Source organism: Marinovum sp. J2-8, assembly GCF_055808435.1.
The window spans coordinates 259989-276166 of sequence record NZ_JBVVRZ010000003.1; the positions used below are offsets into that span (position 1 = coordinate 259989).

Here is a 16178-nt window from a genome sequence, read left to right on the forward strand (position 1 = left end):
ATTCGACGGAGGCCGAATTGGACCCACAGCATCTTGATGACACGACCGCAGCGGACACCCTGCAAGAAACAGTGCTGGAATTTCCTGACAACCGCTTGCTGATCGACCTGTGTGGTGAATTCGACCGCAATCTTGCGGCCATTGAATCGCGTGTGTCGGTTCAGATTCTGCGCCGTGGCAACCATCTGGCCGTGATCGGCGGGGACGAGGCCCGCCAACAGGCCGCCGATGTCCTTACCGCGCTTTATCAACGGCTAGAGGCCGGGCGCACAGTTGAAACAGGTGACATTGACCGCGAATTGCGCATGGCGCCAGAGGACGAAGGCAGCCGTGACGGCGACCAGCTGGATATGTTCCCCGGCGGCCATGTGGAAATCAAAACCCGCAAGAAACTGATCGAACCGCGCACTGATGCGCAAAAACGCTATGTGCGCTCGTTGTTCGAAAAAGAGCTGGCCTTTGGCATCGGCCCGGCCTGGCACGGGCAAGACCTATCTCGCCGTGGCGGTGGGCGTGAACATGTTCATGAACGGCAATGTCGACCGGATCATCCTGTCGCGCCCTGCGGTCGAAGCCGGTGAAAAGCTCGGTTATCTGCCCGGTGACATGAAGGACAAGGTCGATCCCTACATGCAGCCGCTTTATGACGCGCTGAATGATTTTCTGCAGGCCAAACAGCTGGCGAAATTGATCGAAGAAAAGAAAATCGAAATTGCGCCACTGGCCTTTATGCGCGGTCGCACCCTGGCAAATGCCTTTGTGGTGCTGGACGAGGCACAGAACGCCACCTCGATGCAGATGAAAATGTTCCTGACCCGCCTTGGCGAAGGCTCGCGCATGGTCATCACCGGCGACCGCACCCAGATCGACCTGCCACGCGGGGTCGCATCGGGGCTTGCAGATGCCGAGCGGCTGCTCAATATGATCCCCAATATCGCCTTCAACTATTTCACATCCAAGGATGTGGTGCGCCATCCGCTGGTTGCGGCGATTATTGAAGCCTATGAACGGGATGCGGCTGCGCCTTGATGCGGGTCCAGCCCTTCTTCTGTTGATAAATATCCCGGGGGTCCGGGGGCAGCGCCCCCGAAATTGTGCCATATGCTGACGGAAACACTTATCGAAGATCCAAATTGGCAGCAGATCGAATTTCCGGATCTGGCCGAAACCGCGTCGCGGGCGGTGCTGGGGCATCTGGACCTTGATCCCGAACATTTCGAAATCGCAATTCTGGCCTGTGACGATGCCCGCATCGCCACATTGAACGCCGACTTTCGCGGCAAACCGCAGCCGACCAATGTTCTGTCCTGGCCAGAGGAGGATCTTTCCGCCCAGATCGCAGGCCACCCCCCCGAAGAGCCGCCAACCGGCGGCGATGAGGCACAGCCGCTGGGCGATATTGCCATCGCTTTTGGCACCTGCCAACGCGAGGCCGAGGATCAGAACAAGCGGTTTGACGCCCATGTGACCCATTTGGTTGTTCATGGGGTGTTACATTTGCTCGGCTATGACCATATCCGCGACAAGGATGCCACTGTCATGGAGGCACATGAACGTGCCATACTTGGCAAATTGGGTATTTCAGACCCATATAGAGACGAATTGGGCGATTGACGCCCACAGCGGACAGGACGATGGACGATACAGATCCCCCTTCTAATGCAGCGCAACGCGCGCAATCCGAACCCCAGACCATTCAGAAAACCGGATTTTTTCGTCGGATTTTTTCGGCGTTTCGCCCAACCCCTGTGACACCAGAGGTGGCGAACGGCACCTCGATGCCGGCGCCTATGCCGATGACACATGGGATGATCAATCTGCGGCGTCTGACGGTCGAAGACGTGGCAATCCCCAAGGCCGACATTGTCGCCGTGCCGGTGACCATCACCCGCGAGGATCTTTTGGATGTGTTCCGCGACAGCGGGCTCAGCCGCCTGCCGGTCTATGATGGCACCCTGGACACGCCGCTTGGCATGGTTCACCTCAAGGATTTTGCCCTGAAACACGGCTTTAACAGCGGCCCGGGCGGGCGCTTTGCGCTCAAGGCGATGATGCGGCCGCTGTTGTTTGTGCCGCCCTCGATGCCGATTGGCGTGTTGCTGACCAAGATGCAGGCCGAACGGCGCCATATGGCGCTGGTGATTGACGAATACGGCGGGGTCGACGGGCTTGCCACGATCGAGGATCTGATCGAACAGGTGATCGGCGAGATCGAGGATGAGCACGACGTCGACGAAGACAAGCTCTGGGCGCAGGAAAAAGGCGGCACATATCTGGCGCTGGCCAAAACACCGCTGGACGAATTCCAGGCCGAAATCGGCATTGATCTGACCGCGACCGATGCGGTCGACGCCGAGGAAATCGACACACTGGGCGGGTTGGTGTTTGTGCTGGCGGGCCATGTGCCGGCGCGTGGCGAAATGGTGCCGCATCCCGATGGACCGGAGTTCGAGGTCGTCGACGCCGATCCACGGCGGATCAAACGTCTGCGTGTCCGTCTGCACAGCAGCCCGCATCCGCAGGCCGAAGCGGTCGAGCTCAAGGCGGGATAGAATGTTGGCGCGTTTCGCCGATTGGGTCGCTGCGCGTGCTCTGCGCCGTGGGTCGGCGGCGACGCTGTTGGGCGCATTGGTGGCCCTGGGGCAGGTGCCCTTTGGCTGGGTCGCCCCATCCTTTCTTGCCTTGGCGGTTCTGCTGGCCCTGTTCCAGACCGTGACGACATCCCGGACCGCGGCAACCCCACGACAGGCGATGATCCTGGGCTGGTTGGCGGGCACCGGGTATTTCGCCGTTGCGCTGAACTGGATTGTGGAACCATTCCTGATCGAGCCAGAGCTTTATGGCTGGCTGGCACCTTTCGGCCTGTTTGGCTTGTCCGGTGGGTTGGCGCTGTTCTGGGCGCCGGCCTTCTGGGGGGCTGCGCGCCTTGGCGGTGGGGCCATGCGGTTGGCTTTGGCGCTCGCGGTTGTGGAACTGGCGCGTGGCTATGTGTTGACCGGTTTTCCCTGGGCGCTGATCGGCTACATCTGGATTGACAGCGCCTTTGCCCAATGGGCGGCCTGGATCGGCCCCTATGGTCTGACCGCGCTGACCCTGGCCATGGCGGCTTTGCCCGTTTGGTTGTGGCATCGATTGCAGGTGACATTGCCCCTGTTGGGGGCGGCACGGGTGTTTGGCCTGACACTCGGTCTTGGCACCGTGTTGTGGTACGCGGGGCTCACCCAGGCCACCAGTTACGATGCGACGGGACCGGCGCCGGACGCGCCGGTTTTGCGCCTGATCCAACCCAACGCGCCGCAAGATCAGAAATGGGATCCCGAAATGATCCCGGTGTTTTTCAACCGCATGGTGGATTATTCCGCCGCCGCGCCGAAACCCGATCTGGTGATCTGGCCGGAAAGCGCCGTTCCGGTCCTATTGAACGAGGGCGCAGAGACCCTAGGCTATATTTCCGAGGCGGCAGAGGCGACCCCGTTGTTGCTGGGGATACAACGTAGCGAAGGTTCGGATTTCTATAATTCCGCGGCTTACGTCGATGAAAACGGGGCTGTAACAGCAGTATATGACAAGTTTCATTTGGTGCCATTCGGGGAATTCATGCCGTTTCCCGGCTTTTGGCAGCGGCTGGGGATAACTGGTCTCGCCGCGCGGGTCGAGGCCGGGTATTCCGCCGGGCCGGGGCCGCGCACGCTGAACCTTGGGGCTGTCAAAGCTTTGGTGTTGATCTGTTACGAGGCGGTTTTCCCGCAATACGCGCGCCATACCCCCCGCCCGGATGTGTTGATTCAGTTGACCAACGACGCCTGGTTCGGCGCCAATTCGGGCCCCTACCAACATCTGGCACAGGCGCGCATGCGGGCCATCGAAACCGGCCTGCCCATGGTGCGGGTCGCGAACACCGGGGTGTCGGCGGTGATTGATGCCAAGGGCAGGATCATTGATTTCCTGCCGCTGAACACTGCGGGATATCTGGACGCGCCGCTGCCGCCTGCGCAGGGCGCAACACCCTACGCACGCAGTGGCGATCTTCCTTTAACGTTGTTGCTGTTAGTTCTCGTTTTGAGCCAAATCATGCTGCAAAGACGCAATAGCGATTGACCCTGCTGCCCCTGCGGCATACCGCGGAGCAATCCGGTGTCACAACGGCTTCCTGGCGTGGCACTCTTCATCAATGGAGCGACCTCAATGTCTCGTAATGCCTATGTTTTCACCTCAGAGTTCTGTTTCTGAGGGTCACCCAGACAAAGTTTGTGACCGGATTTCCGATGCGGTGCTGGATGCACTTTTGACCGAAGAACCAACCGCGCGCGTCGCCTGTGAAACCTTTGCCACCAGCGGCATGGTGGTGATCGGCGGCGAAGTTGGCCTGTCCAGTCAGGAGCGCCTGCGCGATTATATGGGCCGGATCGGCCAAATCGCGCGCGATTGCATTCAGGACATTGGATATGAGCAGGAAAAATTCCATTGGAACACCTGCCATGTGCTGAACTTTCTGCACGAACAATCGGCCCATATCGCCCAAGGCGTGGATCGCGACGGCGCGGGCGATCAGGGCATTATGTTTGGCTATGCGGTCAAGGAAACGCCCGAGCTGATGCCAGCGCCGATCCAGTATTCCCACGCGATCCTGCGGCGTCTGGCCGAGGCACGCAAAACCGGCGCGGCCCCGTCGCTGCGCCCGGATGCGAAATCCCAGCTTTCGGTGCGTTATGAAGACGGCAAACCGGTTGAGGTCACCTCGATCGTGCTGTCGACCCAACATGAAAGCGAAGATCAATCCGCCGATGACATCCGCGCGATTGTCGAACCTTATATTCGCGAAGTGCTGCCGGCGGAGTGGGTGACTGACAAGACCGAATGGTGGGTGAACCCGACCGGCACCTTTGTCATCGGTGGCCCCGATGGCGATGCCCGGCCTGACCGGACGCAAGATCATCGTTGACACCTACGGGGGTGCGGCCCCGCATGGCGGCGGCGCGTTTTCCGGCAAAGATCCGACCAAGGTCGACCGCTCTGCCGCTTATGCTGCGCGCTATCTGGCCAAAAACGTGGTTGCCGCCGGCATGGCCGAGCGTTGTACCTTGCAGCTGAGCTATGCCATCGGCGTGGCCAAGCCGTTGTCGATCTATGTGGATACCCACGGCACGGGTGAGGTTTCGGAGGCCGAGATCGAAAAAGCAGTGTCGCAATGCATGGATCTGACCCCGCGCGGCATTCGCGATCACCTGGACCTGAACAAACCAATTTATCAGCGTACGGCGGCCTATGGCCATTTCGGCCGTGCGCCGGATGCGGATGGTGGTTTCAGCTGGGAAAAGACCGATTTGGTCGACGCGTTGAAAAAGGCGGTTTGATGCCGGCCTGATCTGGGCCTGATCTGGGCCCGACGCAGATCAGACTTGAAAATTGTAACGCCCCTTCGCGTCGTCGAGGGGGCGTTTTTTTACATGCTGCCACTGTCCCGGACGTGATCCGGGACCTCCGCTGAAACTTGCGATAGGTCCCGGATCAAGCCCGGGACAGCGATGCCGGGATGGTGATGCCGGGACAATGACGCGGCGCGTGAAAAAATCTTGCAAAATTTCACGACTCGCGCCACCATGAAATTCGTCGGGATAATTTCATGAGGGCGCATATGCAGGATCACTCTCCGCACAGTCAGAGCCTCGGGGCGGATTTGCGGGCCTTGCGTCGGGCGCGCGGCATGACGCTGGCGGATCTGGCGACGGGGTTGGGGCGGTCTGTGGGCTGGCTTAGCCAGGTGGAACGGGATCTTTCAGAACCTTCAATTTCTGATCTGCGCCAGATCAGCGCGGCATTGGATGTGCCGGTGTCGATGTTGTTCGGCCAGGCGCCGGCGCCCGCAGACGAGGTTGGTCATGTGGTGCGCCGCAATGCGCGCCGCCCGATCGGCGCGCGTGCCGCGGGGCTGGTCGAGGAGCTTTTGTCACCGGATCTGACCGATGACTTCGAAATGGTGCACTCCAGCTTTCAACCCCACAGCGAAATTGGCGAAACCGTGCGCAGGCCGACACAGGAGGTCGGTTATCTGATGTCCGGCAAGCTCGATCTGGAAATCGCCGGACGTCGGTTCACCCTGCACCCCGGCGACAGTTTCCGCATCCGGGGCGAGCCGTTTCGCTGGAGCAATCCCTATGACGAACCGGCCGTGGCGATCTGGGTCATCGCCCCGCCGGTCTATTGATAGAATTGGAGAGACAGCCATGAGCGATATTTACCAAAAGGATGCAAATCCTCGGTCCTTTCCGACACAGACGCGCGTGGTCATTATCGGCGGCGGCGCGGTCGGGGTGTCCTGTGCCTATCACATTGCTCGGGCGGGCTGGGATGTGGTGGTTCTGGAAAAGAACGAATTGACCGCCGGCAGCACATGGCACGCCGCAGGCAATTGTCCCAACTTCTCGACCAATTGGGCGGTGATGAACATGCAGCGGTATTCGCTGGATCTGTATCGTCGGCTGTCGGACGAGGTTGATTATCCCATCAACTATCATGTCACCGGTTCAATCCGGCTGGGGCACAGCCGCGAAAGGATGATGGAATTTGAACGTGCCTTGAGCATGGGGAATTATCAGGGGCTCAGCCTTGAGATGTTGCAGGTTTCGGACCTGAAGGACCGATATCCCTTCATGGAGGTGCACGACCTTGCCGGGGCGCTTTACGATCCTGACGACGGAGATATTGACCCGGCGCAATTGACCCAGGCGCTGGCGCGCGGCGCGCGGATGGCGGGGGCGCAGATCGAACGTTTCTGCCCGGCCACAGGTGTCAGCCGCAAGGGTGATCAGTGGATTGTGCACACCGAAAAGGGCGATATCGCTTGTGAGAAAGTGGTGAACGCGGCGGGTTATTATGCCCAACGCGTCGGCGAATGGTTCAAACCCTATGGCGGGCGCACCGTGCCGATGACGGTGATGAGTCACCAGTATTTCCTGACAGAACCGGTGCAGGAGATCGAGGATTGGACCAAAGAGCATGGCAAGCTGCCGCTCTTGCGTGATGTCGACAGCTCTTACTATCTGCGGCAGGAAAAGACCGGGCTGAACCTTGGCCCCTATGAGCGCAATTGCCGGGCGCATTGGGTTACGCCGGATGATCCGATGCCCGATGATTTCTCGTTCCAGCTTTACCCCGACGATCTGGAGCGGCTGGAATGGTATATCGAGGATGCGATGGCCCGGGTGCCGATCCTTGGCACCTCTGGCGTGGGCCGTGTCATCAATGGCCCGATCCCCTATGCCCCCGACGGCTTGCCCCTGATTGGCCCGATGCCGGGGGTGACAAATGCCTATGAGGCCTGTGTCTTTACCTTTGGCATCACCCAGGCCGGTGGCGCGGGCAAGGTTCTGGCGGAATGGGTGACCGAGGGCCAGACCGAATGGGACATGTGGGCCGTCGATCCCCGCCGATATACCGGCTACGTGGATCAGGACTATTGCAACGCCAAGGCGATCGAGACCTATGGCCATGAATACGCCATGCATTTTCCGCACCACTCCTGGCCGGCCGGTCGCGACAAACGGTTGTCGCCGCTGCATTCCCGTCTGCTGGGGGCGGGGGCGCAACTGGGGGTCTATAACGGTTGGGAGCGGGCGAATTGGTTTGCCGCTCCCGGCGATGATACCAGCGAAGAGGCGACCCAGACCTGGCACCGAAACGGCCCCTGGCAGGCGCGTATTCGCGAAGAATGCGAAGCGGTGCGCGATCACTGTGGCATCCTCGCGATTTCCGGCTTCACCCGGCTAAAGGTCGAAGGCCCCGGCGCACGCGCCTATGTTGATGGGCTCACGGCCTCGCGCCTGCCGAAACCGGGGCGCGTCGGGTTGGCGTATTTCCCCGACACACGCGGGCGGATATTGACCGAAACCTCGGTGATGGTGCACGGCGAAGATGAGGTTGGCCTGATCACTGCGGCCATGGCGCAATGGCATGATGGTGAACTGCTGTCGCGGCAAGCCCCCGACGGTATTGTGGTTTCCGACCACAGCGATGCGGTTGAATGCCTATTGGTGACGGGGCCAAAAGCGCGCGATATCCTTGAACCTTTGACGGATCACGACCTGACAAAACCCTGGCTGTCGGTCAGTTTCAAAGGTCAGGTCGCGGGCAGGGACGCTGCCCTTGTCCGGGTGTCTTACGCGGGCGAGCTGGGTTGGGAAATTCACTGTGCTGCCGAGGATGCCCCGGCGATCTGGGATGCTGTGACCGCTGCCGGGGCCAGACCCTTTGGCATGTATGCGCTGGATTCTCTGCGGCTTGAGAAGGGGTATCGCGCCTGGAAGGGTGATCTTTCGAGTGATTATACCCTGCTCGAAGGCGGGCTTGACCGGTTCATCGACTGGTCCAAGGAATTCCCCGGAAAATCTGTGCTGGCGGCGGAAAAACAGCACGGGTCGGCGAAGCGGTTTGTCACCCTGATTGTCGATGCCGGTGATTGCGATGCGCCCTATATGGCGACGCTTTGGCACGATGGCGCGGTGGTGGGCGAGGTCACGTCGGGCGGTTGGGGATACCGTGTGGATGCGTCGATTGCGCTGGGCATGATCCGCGCCGATCTTGCCACGCCGGGAACCGAGGTCGAGGTCGACATCTTTGGCGAACGCCGCCGCGCAACGGTTCAGCCCGATGCGCCGCTGTGGGACGCGAAAAACGAAAGGATAAGAGCATGACCAATATCCCCGCCCATGCGCGTGCCGTTATTATCGGCGGCGGTGTGATTGGCTGTTCTGTCGCCTATCACCTGACGCAATTGGGGTGGCAGGATGTGGTGTTGCTGGAACGCAAACAGCTGACATCCGGCACCACATGGCACGCCGCCGGGCTGATCGCGCAACTGCGGGCCAGTGCCAATATGACGAAACTGGCGAAATATTCGCAGGAGCTTTACGGCGCGTTGGAGGCAGAGACCGGCGTTGCGACCGGGTTCAAACGGGTGGGGTCCATCACCGTGGCTCTGACCAAAGCGCGGTTGGAAGAATTGAAACGATCGGCCGCCATGGCGCGGGCCTTTGGTGTCGAGATCGAAGAAATTTCGCCGGGTGAAATCGGCGCACGCTATCCGCATCTCAACCTTGATGGCGTTGTTGGTGGTGTTTACCTGCCCAAGGACGGACAGGGTGATCCGGCCAATATCGCGCTGGCGCTGGCCAAGGGCGCACGGCAACGGGGCGCGCAGATTGCCGAACGGACCAAGGCCACTGGCGTCACGCGCCAGGGCAGCCGGATCACCGGCGTTGATTGGCAGGCCGAGGATGGCAGCAGCGGCCATATCACCTGTGATCATGTCATCAACTGCGCGGGCATGTGGGGGCGTGAGGTCGGCAAGATGCTGGGCACAAATGTCCCGCTTCAGGCCTGCGAACACTTCTATATCGTGACCGAGGCGGTGCCGGGGCTGACACAATTGCCGGTGCTGCGGGTGCCGGACGAATGCGCCTACTACAAGGAAGACGCGGGCAAGATCCTGTTGGGGGCGTTTGAGCCGGTGGCCAAACCATGGGGCATGGACGGCATCCCAGACAGGTTTGAATTCGATCAATTGCCCGAAGATTTCGACCATTTCGAGCCGATCCTCGAACAGGCCGTCCACCGCATGCCGATGCTGGCCGAAGCGGGCATTCACACCTTCTTCAATGGACCAGAAAGCTTTACCCCCGACGATGCCTATCACCTTGGGCAATGTCCGGGGATGGACAATGTCTGGGTCGCGGCGGGGTTCAATTCCATCGGCATCCAATCGGCTGGCGGGGCGGGGATGGCGCTGGCGCAATGGATGGAGACTGGCGAAAAACCCTTTGACCTTGGCGATGTTGATATTGCCCGCATGGCACCGTTTCAGGGCAATCGCAGCTATCTGCGCAGGCGGGCCACGGAAACGCTGGGGCTGCTTTACGCCGATCATTTTCCGTTCCGGCAAAAGGAGACCGCGCGCGGCATTCGCCGGTCGCCGTTTCACGCGCAACTGGCGGAACAGGGCGCAGTATTTGGTGAATTCGCGGGATGGGAACGCGCCAATTGGTTCGCGCGTGACGGCCAGCCAGCGGAATATCAATACTCCTGGCAACGTCAGAACTTCTTCGAAAACGTCGCGTCCGAGGTCGCCGCGGTGCGGGGGGGCGTCGGCCTGTACGACATGTCGTCCTTTGGCAAATTGCGCGTCGAAGGACCGGACGCCGCAGCATTTCTGAACCATGTCTGCGGCGGTGACATGGCAGTTCCGGTGGGGAAAATCGTCTATACGCAGTTCCTTAATGCGCTGGGCGGGATCGAGGCGGATGTGACCGTGACCCGTCTTTCTGAAACCGCCTATCTGGTGGTCACCCCCGCCGCGACGCGGCTGGCGGATGAAACATGGCTGCGGCGTCATTTGGGGGATCACCGGGTTGTTGTGACCGATGTCACGGCGGGCGAAGGCGTGCTTGCGATCATGGGGCCAAGGTCGCGTGATCTGTTGAATCTGGTGTCGCCCGATGATTTCTCCAATGCGGTCAACCCCTTTGGCAGCGCCCAGGAGATCGAGATTGGCATGGGCCTCGCCCGGGCGCATCGGGTGTCTTATGTCGGCGAGCTGGGCTGGGAGCTTTATGTCAGCGCCGATATGGCCGCGCATGTGTTCGAGGTTCTGCAAAAGGCGGGGCAGGGTCTCGGCCTGAAACTCTGTGGTTTGCACATGATGGATTGCGCCCGGATGGAAAAGGGATTTCGCCACTTCGGCCATGATATCACCTGCGAAGATCACGTGTTGGAGGCGGGTTTGGGGTTTGCGGTCAAAACAGACAAACCGGCATTCATTGGCCGTGATGCGGTGCTGCGCAAACGCGAGGCCGGGCTGGACCGGCGGATGTTGCAATTCCGACTGACCGATCCAGAGCCGCTGCTCTATCACAATGAACCGATCCTGCGGGATGGCGAGATTGTCGGCTTTTTGACCTCTGGGGCCTATGGTCATCATCTGGGCGGGGCGATGGGGCTGGGCTATGTGCCCTGCACCGGTGAAAGCCCGGCCGATGTGCTGGCCTCAACCTACGAGATTGATGTGGCCGGGGTGCGGGTGGGGGCCGAAGCCTCGCTCAAACCGATGTATGACGCCAAAAGCGAACGTATGCGCGGATGACATTCCGCTGGCCAAGAGTGAAACCACCGTCAAAACACCGGGCACGCCCGCCGGTCGGATTGACCCGCCAATGGGCACGGATGCAGGATGAACGCCAAATGAAGTAACCGGCAGCCAGTGGAGTTCAGGTCTGCAGAAAGCGGCGCATGCTTACGTTCTACTCTGTGCACGACGACCTGAAACCACCAATGAAGGCGGATACCGGCGCGCTGGGCCGTCTTCCCTTGTCGGCCTTTCAGTACTGCGAAGCGCTGCGCACGGCGTCGGCGCTGGGGTGGTATGTTTTCCCACCACGTGATTTCAGCCTGTTGTTCGATGGCAAAGAGGTCTTTCTCGCGGATGAGAGCGAATGGCGCGCCCTGCGGTCGGAACCGTTGGGACCGGAAATGGAGACGGCCTGGGAAAAAGATTTTGCCGCCGATTATGGACCGCTGCCAAATTTCCTGGAGGATCTATCAGACACCGGCATTGTCCAGATTTGGACCGGCTATTTTGTAAAGACCGACCCGGGCGAGGCGCTGCAAATTCGCCCACTGGCCAATGTGCATACCAAAAGTGCCTATTGGTGTTACGAAGGTATTGTCGAAACCGATCATTTTGCGCCTTGTCCGCTTTTTATCAATATCCAGCTGACCCGGACCATGTCCGAAATCTTCTTTCCCCGTGATTTCCCATTGTTTCAGGTGGCAGTGCTGCAAAAAGCGGATTTGAAGAAAAATGCGCAACATGCGGTGCATAGTATTTTCGACGCAGATTTCCCTACTGCCGGTTTGGCAAACACATTGCGCAGCGCCAGCAATCCCCGCAAAGCCCCGGGGCAATATGGCGCAAACATCCGCCGTAACTCCAAATCCCGGTGTCCACGGGGCTAAATCGGTGTTCCTGTGCAATGCGTTATCATTTGGCGTAACGTGGAAATAACTTACGTTCCGTGGCTGTGTTGGCCTGATAACACCGGGTATTTGATTTCGCCGATTGGGCGTATGGGGACAGCGTTGGATCTGGCTGCTTTATTGTCGCCAACCTCTGATGCGGTGTTTGTCGCGACGCAAAGCGTGCTGGGGCGACCCGTTTACCGTGCGCCCAAAGGCGCTGCAAATATGGACCACCGGCGGCATCCGGGGTTTCGGGGCGCAAATCTGCGCGGTGAAACATTCGGTACGCCGCCGGTTGCCGTTTTTGCCAATCGAAATGGCAGGTGCAAATTGCACGGATCGAACAAGTGCATGGGCAGGTATCGCCCCGGTAAATCCCTCCCAAAATCTACCTCACAGGGTCAACCCGGCAATTAGCCTTTGGTCAGTTTGACCGCAAGCCGACCCGCGCCAATCGAAGGACGGGGTGTTTGCGTGATGAGTTTTGGTTTTGGCATTGCCATTGGAAATCTCCTGATCTCTGCGCGTTGAAAGATGACAGGAATTGCGCCCACGCCCGGTTCTGGTCAGCCCAAGGGCCAAATTGCAAAGCAGATCGAGGGGCGAAAAACCCGTGTAAAGCGCGAATTCGTCAATCCGCAAAAACCAGAATGAAGTGGATTGGAGATTGCTCAACAAAGGCCGGGATCAGTGCGAATTTCAGGCGATAAATTCGCGTCGGATTTGCGGTTGATTTACGGCAGTGACGGGCAAATAATCACGCTTGCGATCAATTCATGATAAGTTTGCGGAAAATTGACACGGGCACTGCGCACCATATTTCCCGTGGTATATAGGCTTGGGGGCCTGCATGGCGGATCAATATGAAGTGCGATTCTATGGCGGATTGACCATCACCAACCCGGAGGGTCGTGATGTCACGCCGCGCGGGTCCAAGGCACGCGGTCTTTTGGCGCTGCTGTGCGAGGCCGACGAAATGCGTCGCGGGCGTCGCTGGCTTGAAGGGAAACTTTGGTCGGGCCGCTCCCAGGTTCAGGCCGCCGGCAGCCTGCGACAGACCCTGACCGAAGTGCGCCAGGCGCTGCACCCGGATACCGACATCTTTGGGGCGGATCGGCTGGATGTCTGGCTGGATGCCAGCCGGATTGTGACCGATCTGGCCCCCGGATCGCCCCTGCGCGCCGCCCATCGTGACCTGTTAGAGGGTCTGGATGTGCGCGATCCCGAATTCGAGGCCTGGCAACAAGCGCTTCTCAAACGTCAGATCGGCAGCGAACAACCGGCGGCGGCGATGTTGAACGCCCATCAGGCCCTGCATACGCTCAGCATTCGCGCCGCGATGTCCGACGCGGGGTCGGCGACAGAGCGGATCACCGGTCAAATCGTTGCCGATCAGGTGGCCAAAAGCCTGGAGGAACGGTTGTCGGCGCTGCGCTTTGCCAGCTTTGAACGGTCGCGGGCGGCCCAGTCCCCGGATCTGGAAATTCGCTGCGACGTGGCCGAGGATGGCGCGCGGGGCGTCGTGTTTCTTCGGGTTGAAAGCGGCCGGGACGGGCGAACCTTGTTTTCCGGCCACCGCAGCGTGGATGGGTCGGCATCCGATATTATTTCGTCGGATGTGATTTCCGGGCTGGTGCATTCTGCGGCTTCAAAGATTGTGCACCGCCTGCCGGCGATGATTGACCTTAGCCGCCCTGAAGCGGCGGCGTTGGGGTATTCCAGCTTGGGCATGCGGAAACTGGCGCGGTTCGATCCTGCGGCGTTTGAAGATGCGCAAAACTATTTCCAAAGCGCCTATGACACCAATGCCAACGGCGTTTATCTGGCCTGGCGTGCCTTTGTGCGGATGGCGCAATTGGTGGAAGGTGGGGGTGGCGATCATCAATCCCGGCTGGAAGAGGTGGCGATGCTGACCCGCCGGTCGCTTGAAGGGGCGCGCGACAATGGTTTGGCGGTGGCCTTGGTGGCGTTAACCCGGATCATGCTGGAGGATGATCTGCGCGCCCCGGCCGAGCTTGCCGAATTGGCCATGCAGTGGAATGCCAACAATATGTTTGCCCGCCAGACACTGGCTGTGGCCCATAGCGCGGTGGGGGACACCGCCAAAGCCTATGAAATGTCGGCGGCCTGTCGCAACGCCGGGTTGGAAGACGAACTTAGCCACCTTTGGGATCTTTATCATGCACTGGTCTGTATATCGGCGGCAAATTGACCGAGGCGCGTCTGGCCGCCACCCGCGCGAGCGAGGCCGCGCCGGGGTTCATCGCCCCGCGCCGTCAATTGCTGGCGCTATGTGCCAATGCGGGTGATATGGCCGGAGCGCGGAAATATCTGCTTCAAATCAAAGGTCTGGAGCCGGGGTTTTCCTTGGATCGGTATCTGAACGACCCCGAATATCCAAATCTGACGCTGCGCAAGGCCGGGCTGATCGAACCATTGCGCAAATTTGATCTCGGCGCCTGATAATGGGCGTTTTAGGCGCAGAGCCTGAAATCATCGCCGGGGATCAAATACGGATTGGAAACCGGTGCGCCGATTCAAGGTACTGAAATATTTGACTTACTTGTCTGGCTGGTTAGCTTGAGGCGCATAGAAACAATTGATTTTGCTGCGGTGGGAATTTGGGGATGGAATTACTTCTTCTTGCGGGTCTGCTTTTGGGTTTGCCGTTTGTATTTGGCGGTTTGGGGGCGGATGGGTCCGGTGATGACGATCAGCCGCTGCAAACCCCCGACGAATCCGATGACGACGACATCGTGACACCGGATGGCGGGGATGATCCATTGATCGCCCGGATCACTGGCACCGATGATTTTGATATTCTGGACGGCGGCGCGCGCGATGACAGCATTCGCGCATTGGATGGCGATGATGTTGTCTTTGGCGGGCCAGGCAGCGATTCAATCTACGGTGGGCCGGGTCACGACCTTTTGGGGGGTGACCTGGGCGATGATCTTGTTGTTGGCGGGCTGGGCGAAGATACCGTCGAAGGCTGGACCGGCGACGATACTGTTCTGGGGGGCTATGGCAACGATCTGGTCTATGGCGATGACGGTGACGACATTGTCGATGGCGGTGCGGGCAACGACTATGTTGGCGGCGGAGAGGGGCTTGATACCCTTCTGGGTGGCAGCGGCAATGACACGCTGGATGATCACGATCATTTTCTCGATCCAGGGCCGGCGACCAGTGTGATGGATGGCGGCGATGGCGATGACACTCTGATGTTTCTGGCGGGCAGTACCGTGTCCGGCGGCGATGGCGCGGATGATTTCCGGATGTATCGCACGCCAGAGCGTGACGAAGTCACCGGGATCACCGATTTCGATCCGGCTGAAGACCAATTGTGGATTGATATTCAGGTCCGCGAGGGGGAAGGCGGCGATCTCACTCTGCGAGACTGGGAGGACGGCACCGGCGCCGATCTCTATTATGGGGACGCTCTGGTGGCGCATATCGGTGGCGGTCAGGATCTTGCGGCTGAGGATATCGAGCTGCAGGTGCAGTTGTGGAGAAACGGCGGAGAGCAAACGCTGGAAGACGGCGATGGCGATACCACGCTTTATGGTAACTACGAGGATGATACGATTCTTGGTGGTGGCGGTGACGATTACATCGTTGTCGGGGGCGCATCGGCGGGCGACAGCAATTATCAGGCTGGCGAAAATCTGGCGGATGGCGGCGAAGGTGACGACAAGATCTTTGGCTCAGGTGGCGAGGTTCATGGGCCGTACTGGTACGACGATGACTCTGAACCAGGGGTCTTTGAGCAAACAATTGGCCGCGACACGCTGATTGGTGGCGCAGGGGATGACCTGTTGGTGTCGGAAAACGGCAATGAGATGACCGGCGGTGCCGGGGCGGATATTTTTGCAGTCGACCATGAAATCCCGGAGGTGGCCCAAGGTTTTGATTTCGCGCCCTCGACCATCACCGATTTCGACGCTGCCGAGGATGAGCTGGTGGTCATCATCAATCCCAATACCTATTCCAACATCTATACCGGCGCGCGCGCCGTCACGGTGGATGTCTGGGAGGATGGGACCGGGGCTGATGTCGCGCTGGATGGCACGGTGATTGCCGAGGTCGCGGGTGGTCAGAACCTGACCACCGAAAATATCAGGATTGAGCAGTTCGGCGTTGAATTGGCGGCTGAATAGCCGCCAAAA

10 protein-coding genes, 2 pseudogenes and 1 riboswitch are annotated in these 16178 nt (G+C 59.6%); all 12 genes and pseudogenes read left to right on the forward strand.

Annotated elements, in window-relative coordinates; genetic code table 11:
- Positions 1 to 17: 17 nt before the first annotated feature.
- The 12 genes and pseudogenes from AC0L4F_RS10665 (at position 18) to AC0L4F_RS10720 (ending at position 16169) form a co-directional block, all read left to right on the forward strand.
- Positions 18 to 1029 (forward strand): annotated as a pseudogene (locus AC0L4F_RS10665) (PhoH family protein).
- Positions 1030 to 1101: 72 nt separating this feature from the next.
- Positions 1102 to 1614 carry an rRNA maturation RNase YbeY gene (ybeY, locus tag AC0L4F_RS10670; protein WP_244688197.1) on the forward strand — a complete coding sequence of 171 codons (513 nt, stop codon included), beginning with the start codon at positions 1102 to 1104 and terminating at the stop codon, positions 1612 to 1614.
- 20 nt (positions 1615 to 1634) lie between these two features.
- Positions 1635 to 2552: a hemolysin family protein gene (locus tag AC0L4F_RS10675; protein ID WP_244688200.1), complete on the forward strand. Its 918-nt coding sequence runs from the start codon at positions 1635 to 1637 to the stop codon at positions 2550 to 2552.
- 1 nt (position 2553) lies between these two features.
- Positions 2554 to 4098: an apolipoprotein N-acyltransferase gene (lnt, locus tag AC0L4F_RS10680; protein WP_244688202.1), complete on the forward strand. Its 1545-nt coding sequence runs from the start codon at positions 2554 to 2556 to the stop codon at positions 4096 to 4098.
- A 33-nt stretch (positions 4099 to 4131) separates the two neighbouring features.
- Positions 4132 to 4179: riboswitch (SAM-SAH riboswitch) on the forward strand.
- Positions 4180 to 4185: 6 nt separating this feature from the next.
- Positions 4186 to 5354 (forward strand): annotated as a pseudogene (gene metK, locus AC0L4F_RS10685) (methionine adenosyltransferase).
- Between the two features lie 281 nt (positions 5355 to 5635).
- Positions 5636 to 6205 carry a helix-turn-helix domain-containing protein gene (locus AC0L4F_RS10690; protein WP_244688204.1) on the forward strand — a complete coding sequence of 190 codons (570 nt, stop codon included), beginning with the start codon at positions 5636 to 5638 and terminating at the stop codon, positions 6203 to 6205.
- A gap of 19 nt (positions 6206 to 6224) precedes the next feature.
- Positions 6225 to 8690 (forward strand): GcvT family protein, encoded by a 2466-nt coding sequence (locus tag AC0L4F_RS10695; RefSeq protein ID WP_244688206.1) that lies wholly within the window; start codon positions 6225 to 6227, stop codon positions 8688 to 8690.
- Positions 8687 to 11134, forward strand: a complete 2448-nt coding sequence (locus AC0L4F_RS10700) for a GcvT family protein (protein WP_244688208.1) — start codon at positions 8687 to 8689, stop codon at positions 11132 to 11134. The genes AC0L4F_RS10695 and AC0L4F_RS10700 overlap by 4 nt, the downstream gene beginning before the upstream one ends.
- A gap of 146 nt (positions 11135 to 11280) precedes the next feature.
- Positions 11281 to 12006, forward strand: a complete 726-nt coding sequence (locus tag AC0L4F_RS10705; RefSeq protein ID WP_244688210.1) for a DUF6065 family protein — start codon at positions 11281 to 11283, stop codon at positions 12004 to 12006.
- Between the two features lie 853 nt (positions 12007 to 12859).
- Positions 12860 to 14221, forward strand: coding sequence for a hypothetical protein (locus tag AC0L4F_RS10710; RefSeq protein WP_244688213.1), 1362 nt, complete (start codon positions 12860 to 12862; stop codon positions 14219 to 14221).
- Positions 14218 to 14472 carry a hypothetical protein gene (locus tag AC0L4F_RS10715; RefSeq protein WP_244688215.1) on the forward strand — a complete coding sequence of 85 codons (255 nt, stop codon included), beginning with the start codon at positions 14218 to 14220 and terminating at the stop codon, positions 14470 to 14472. Before AC0L4F_RS10710 ends, AC0L4F_RS10715 begins: the two co-directional genes overlap by 4 nt.
- Before the next feature lie 164 nt (positions 14473 to 14636).
- Positions 14637 to 16169, forward strand: a complete 1533-nt coding sequence (locus AC0L4F_RS10720; RefSeq protein ID WP_244688218.1) for a calcium-binding protein — start codon at positions 14637 to 14639, stop codon at positions 16167 to 16169.
- Positions 16170 to 16178 lie beyond the last annotated feature (9 nt).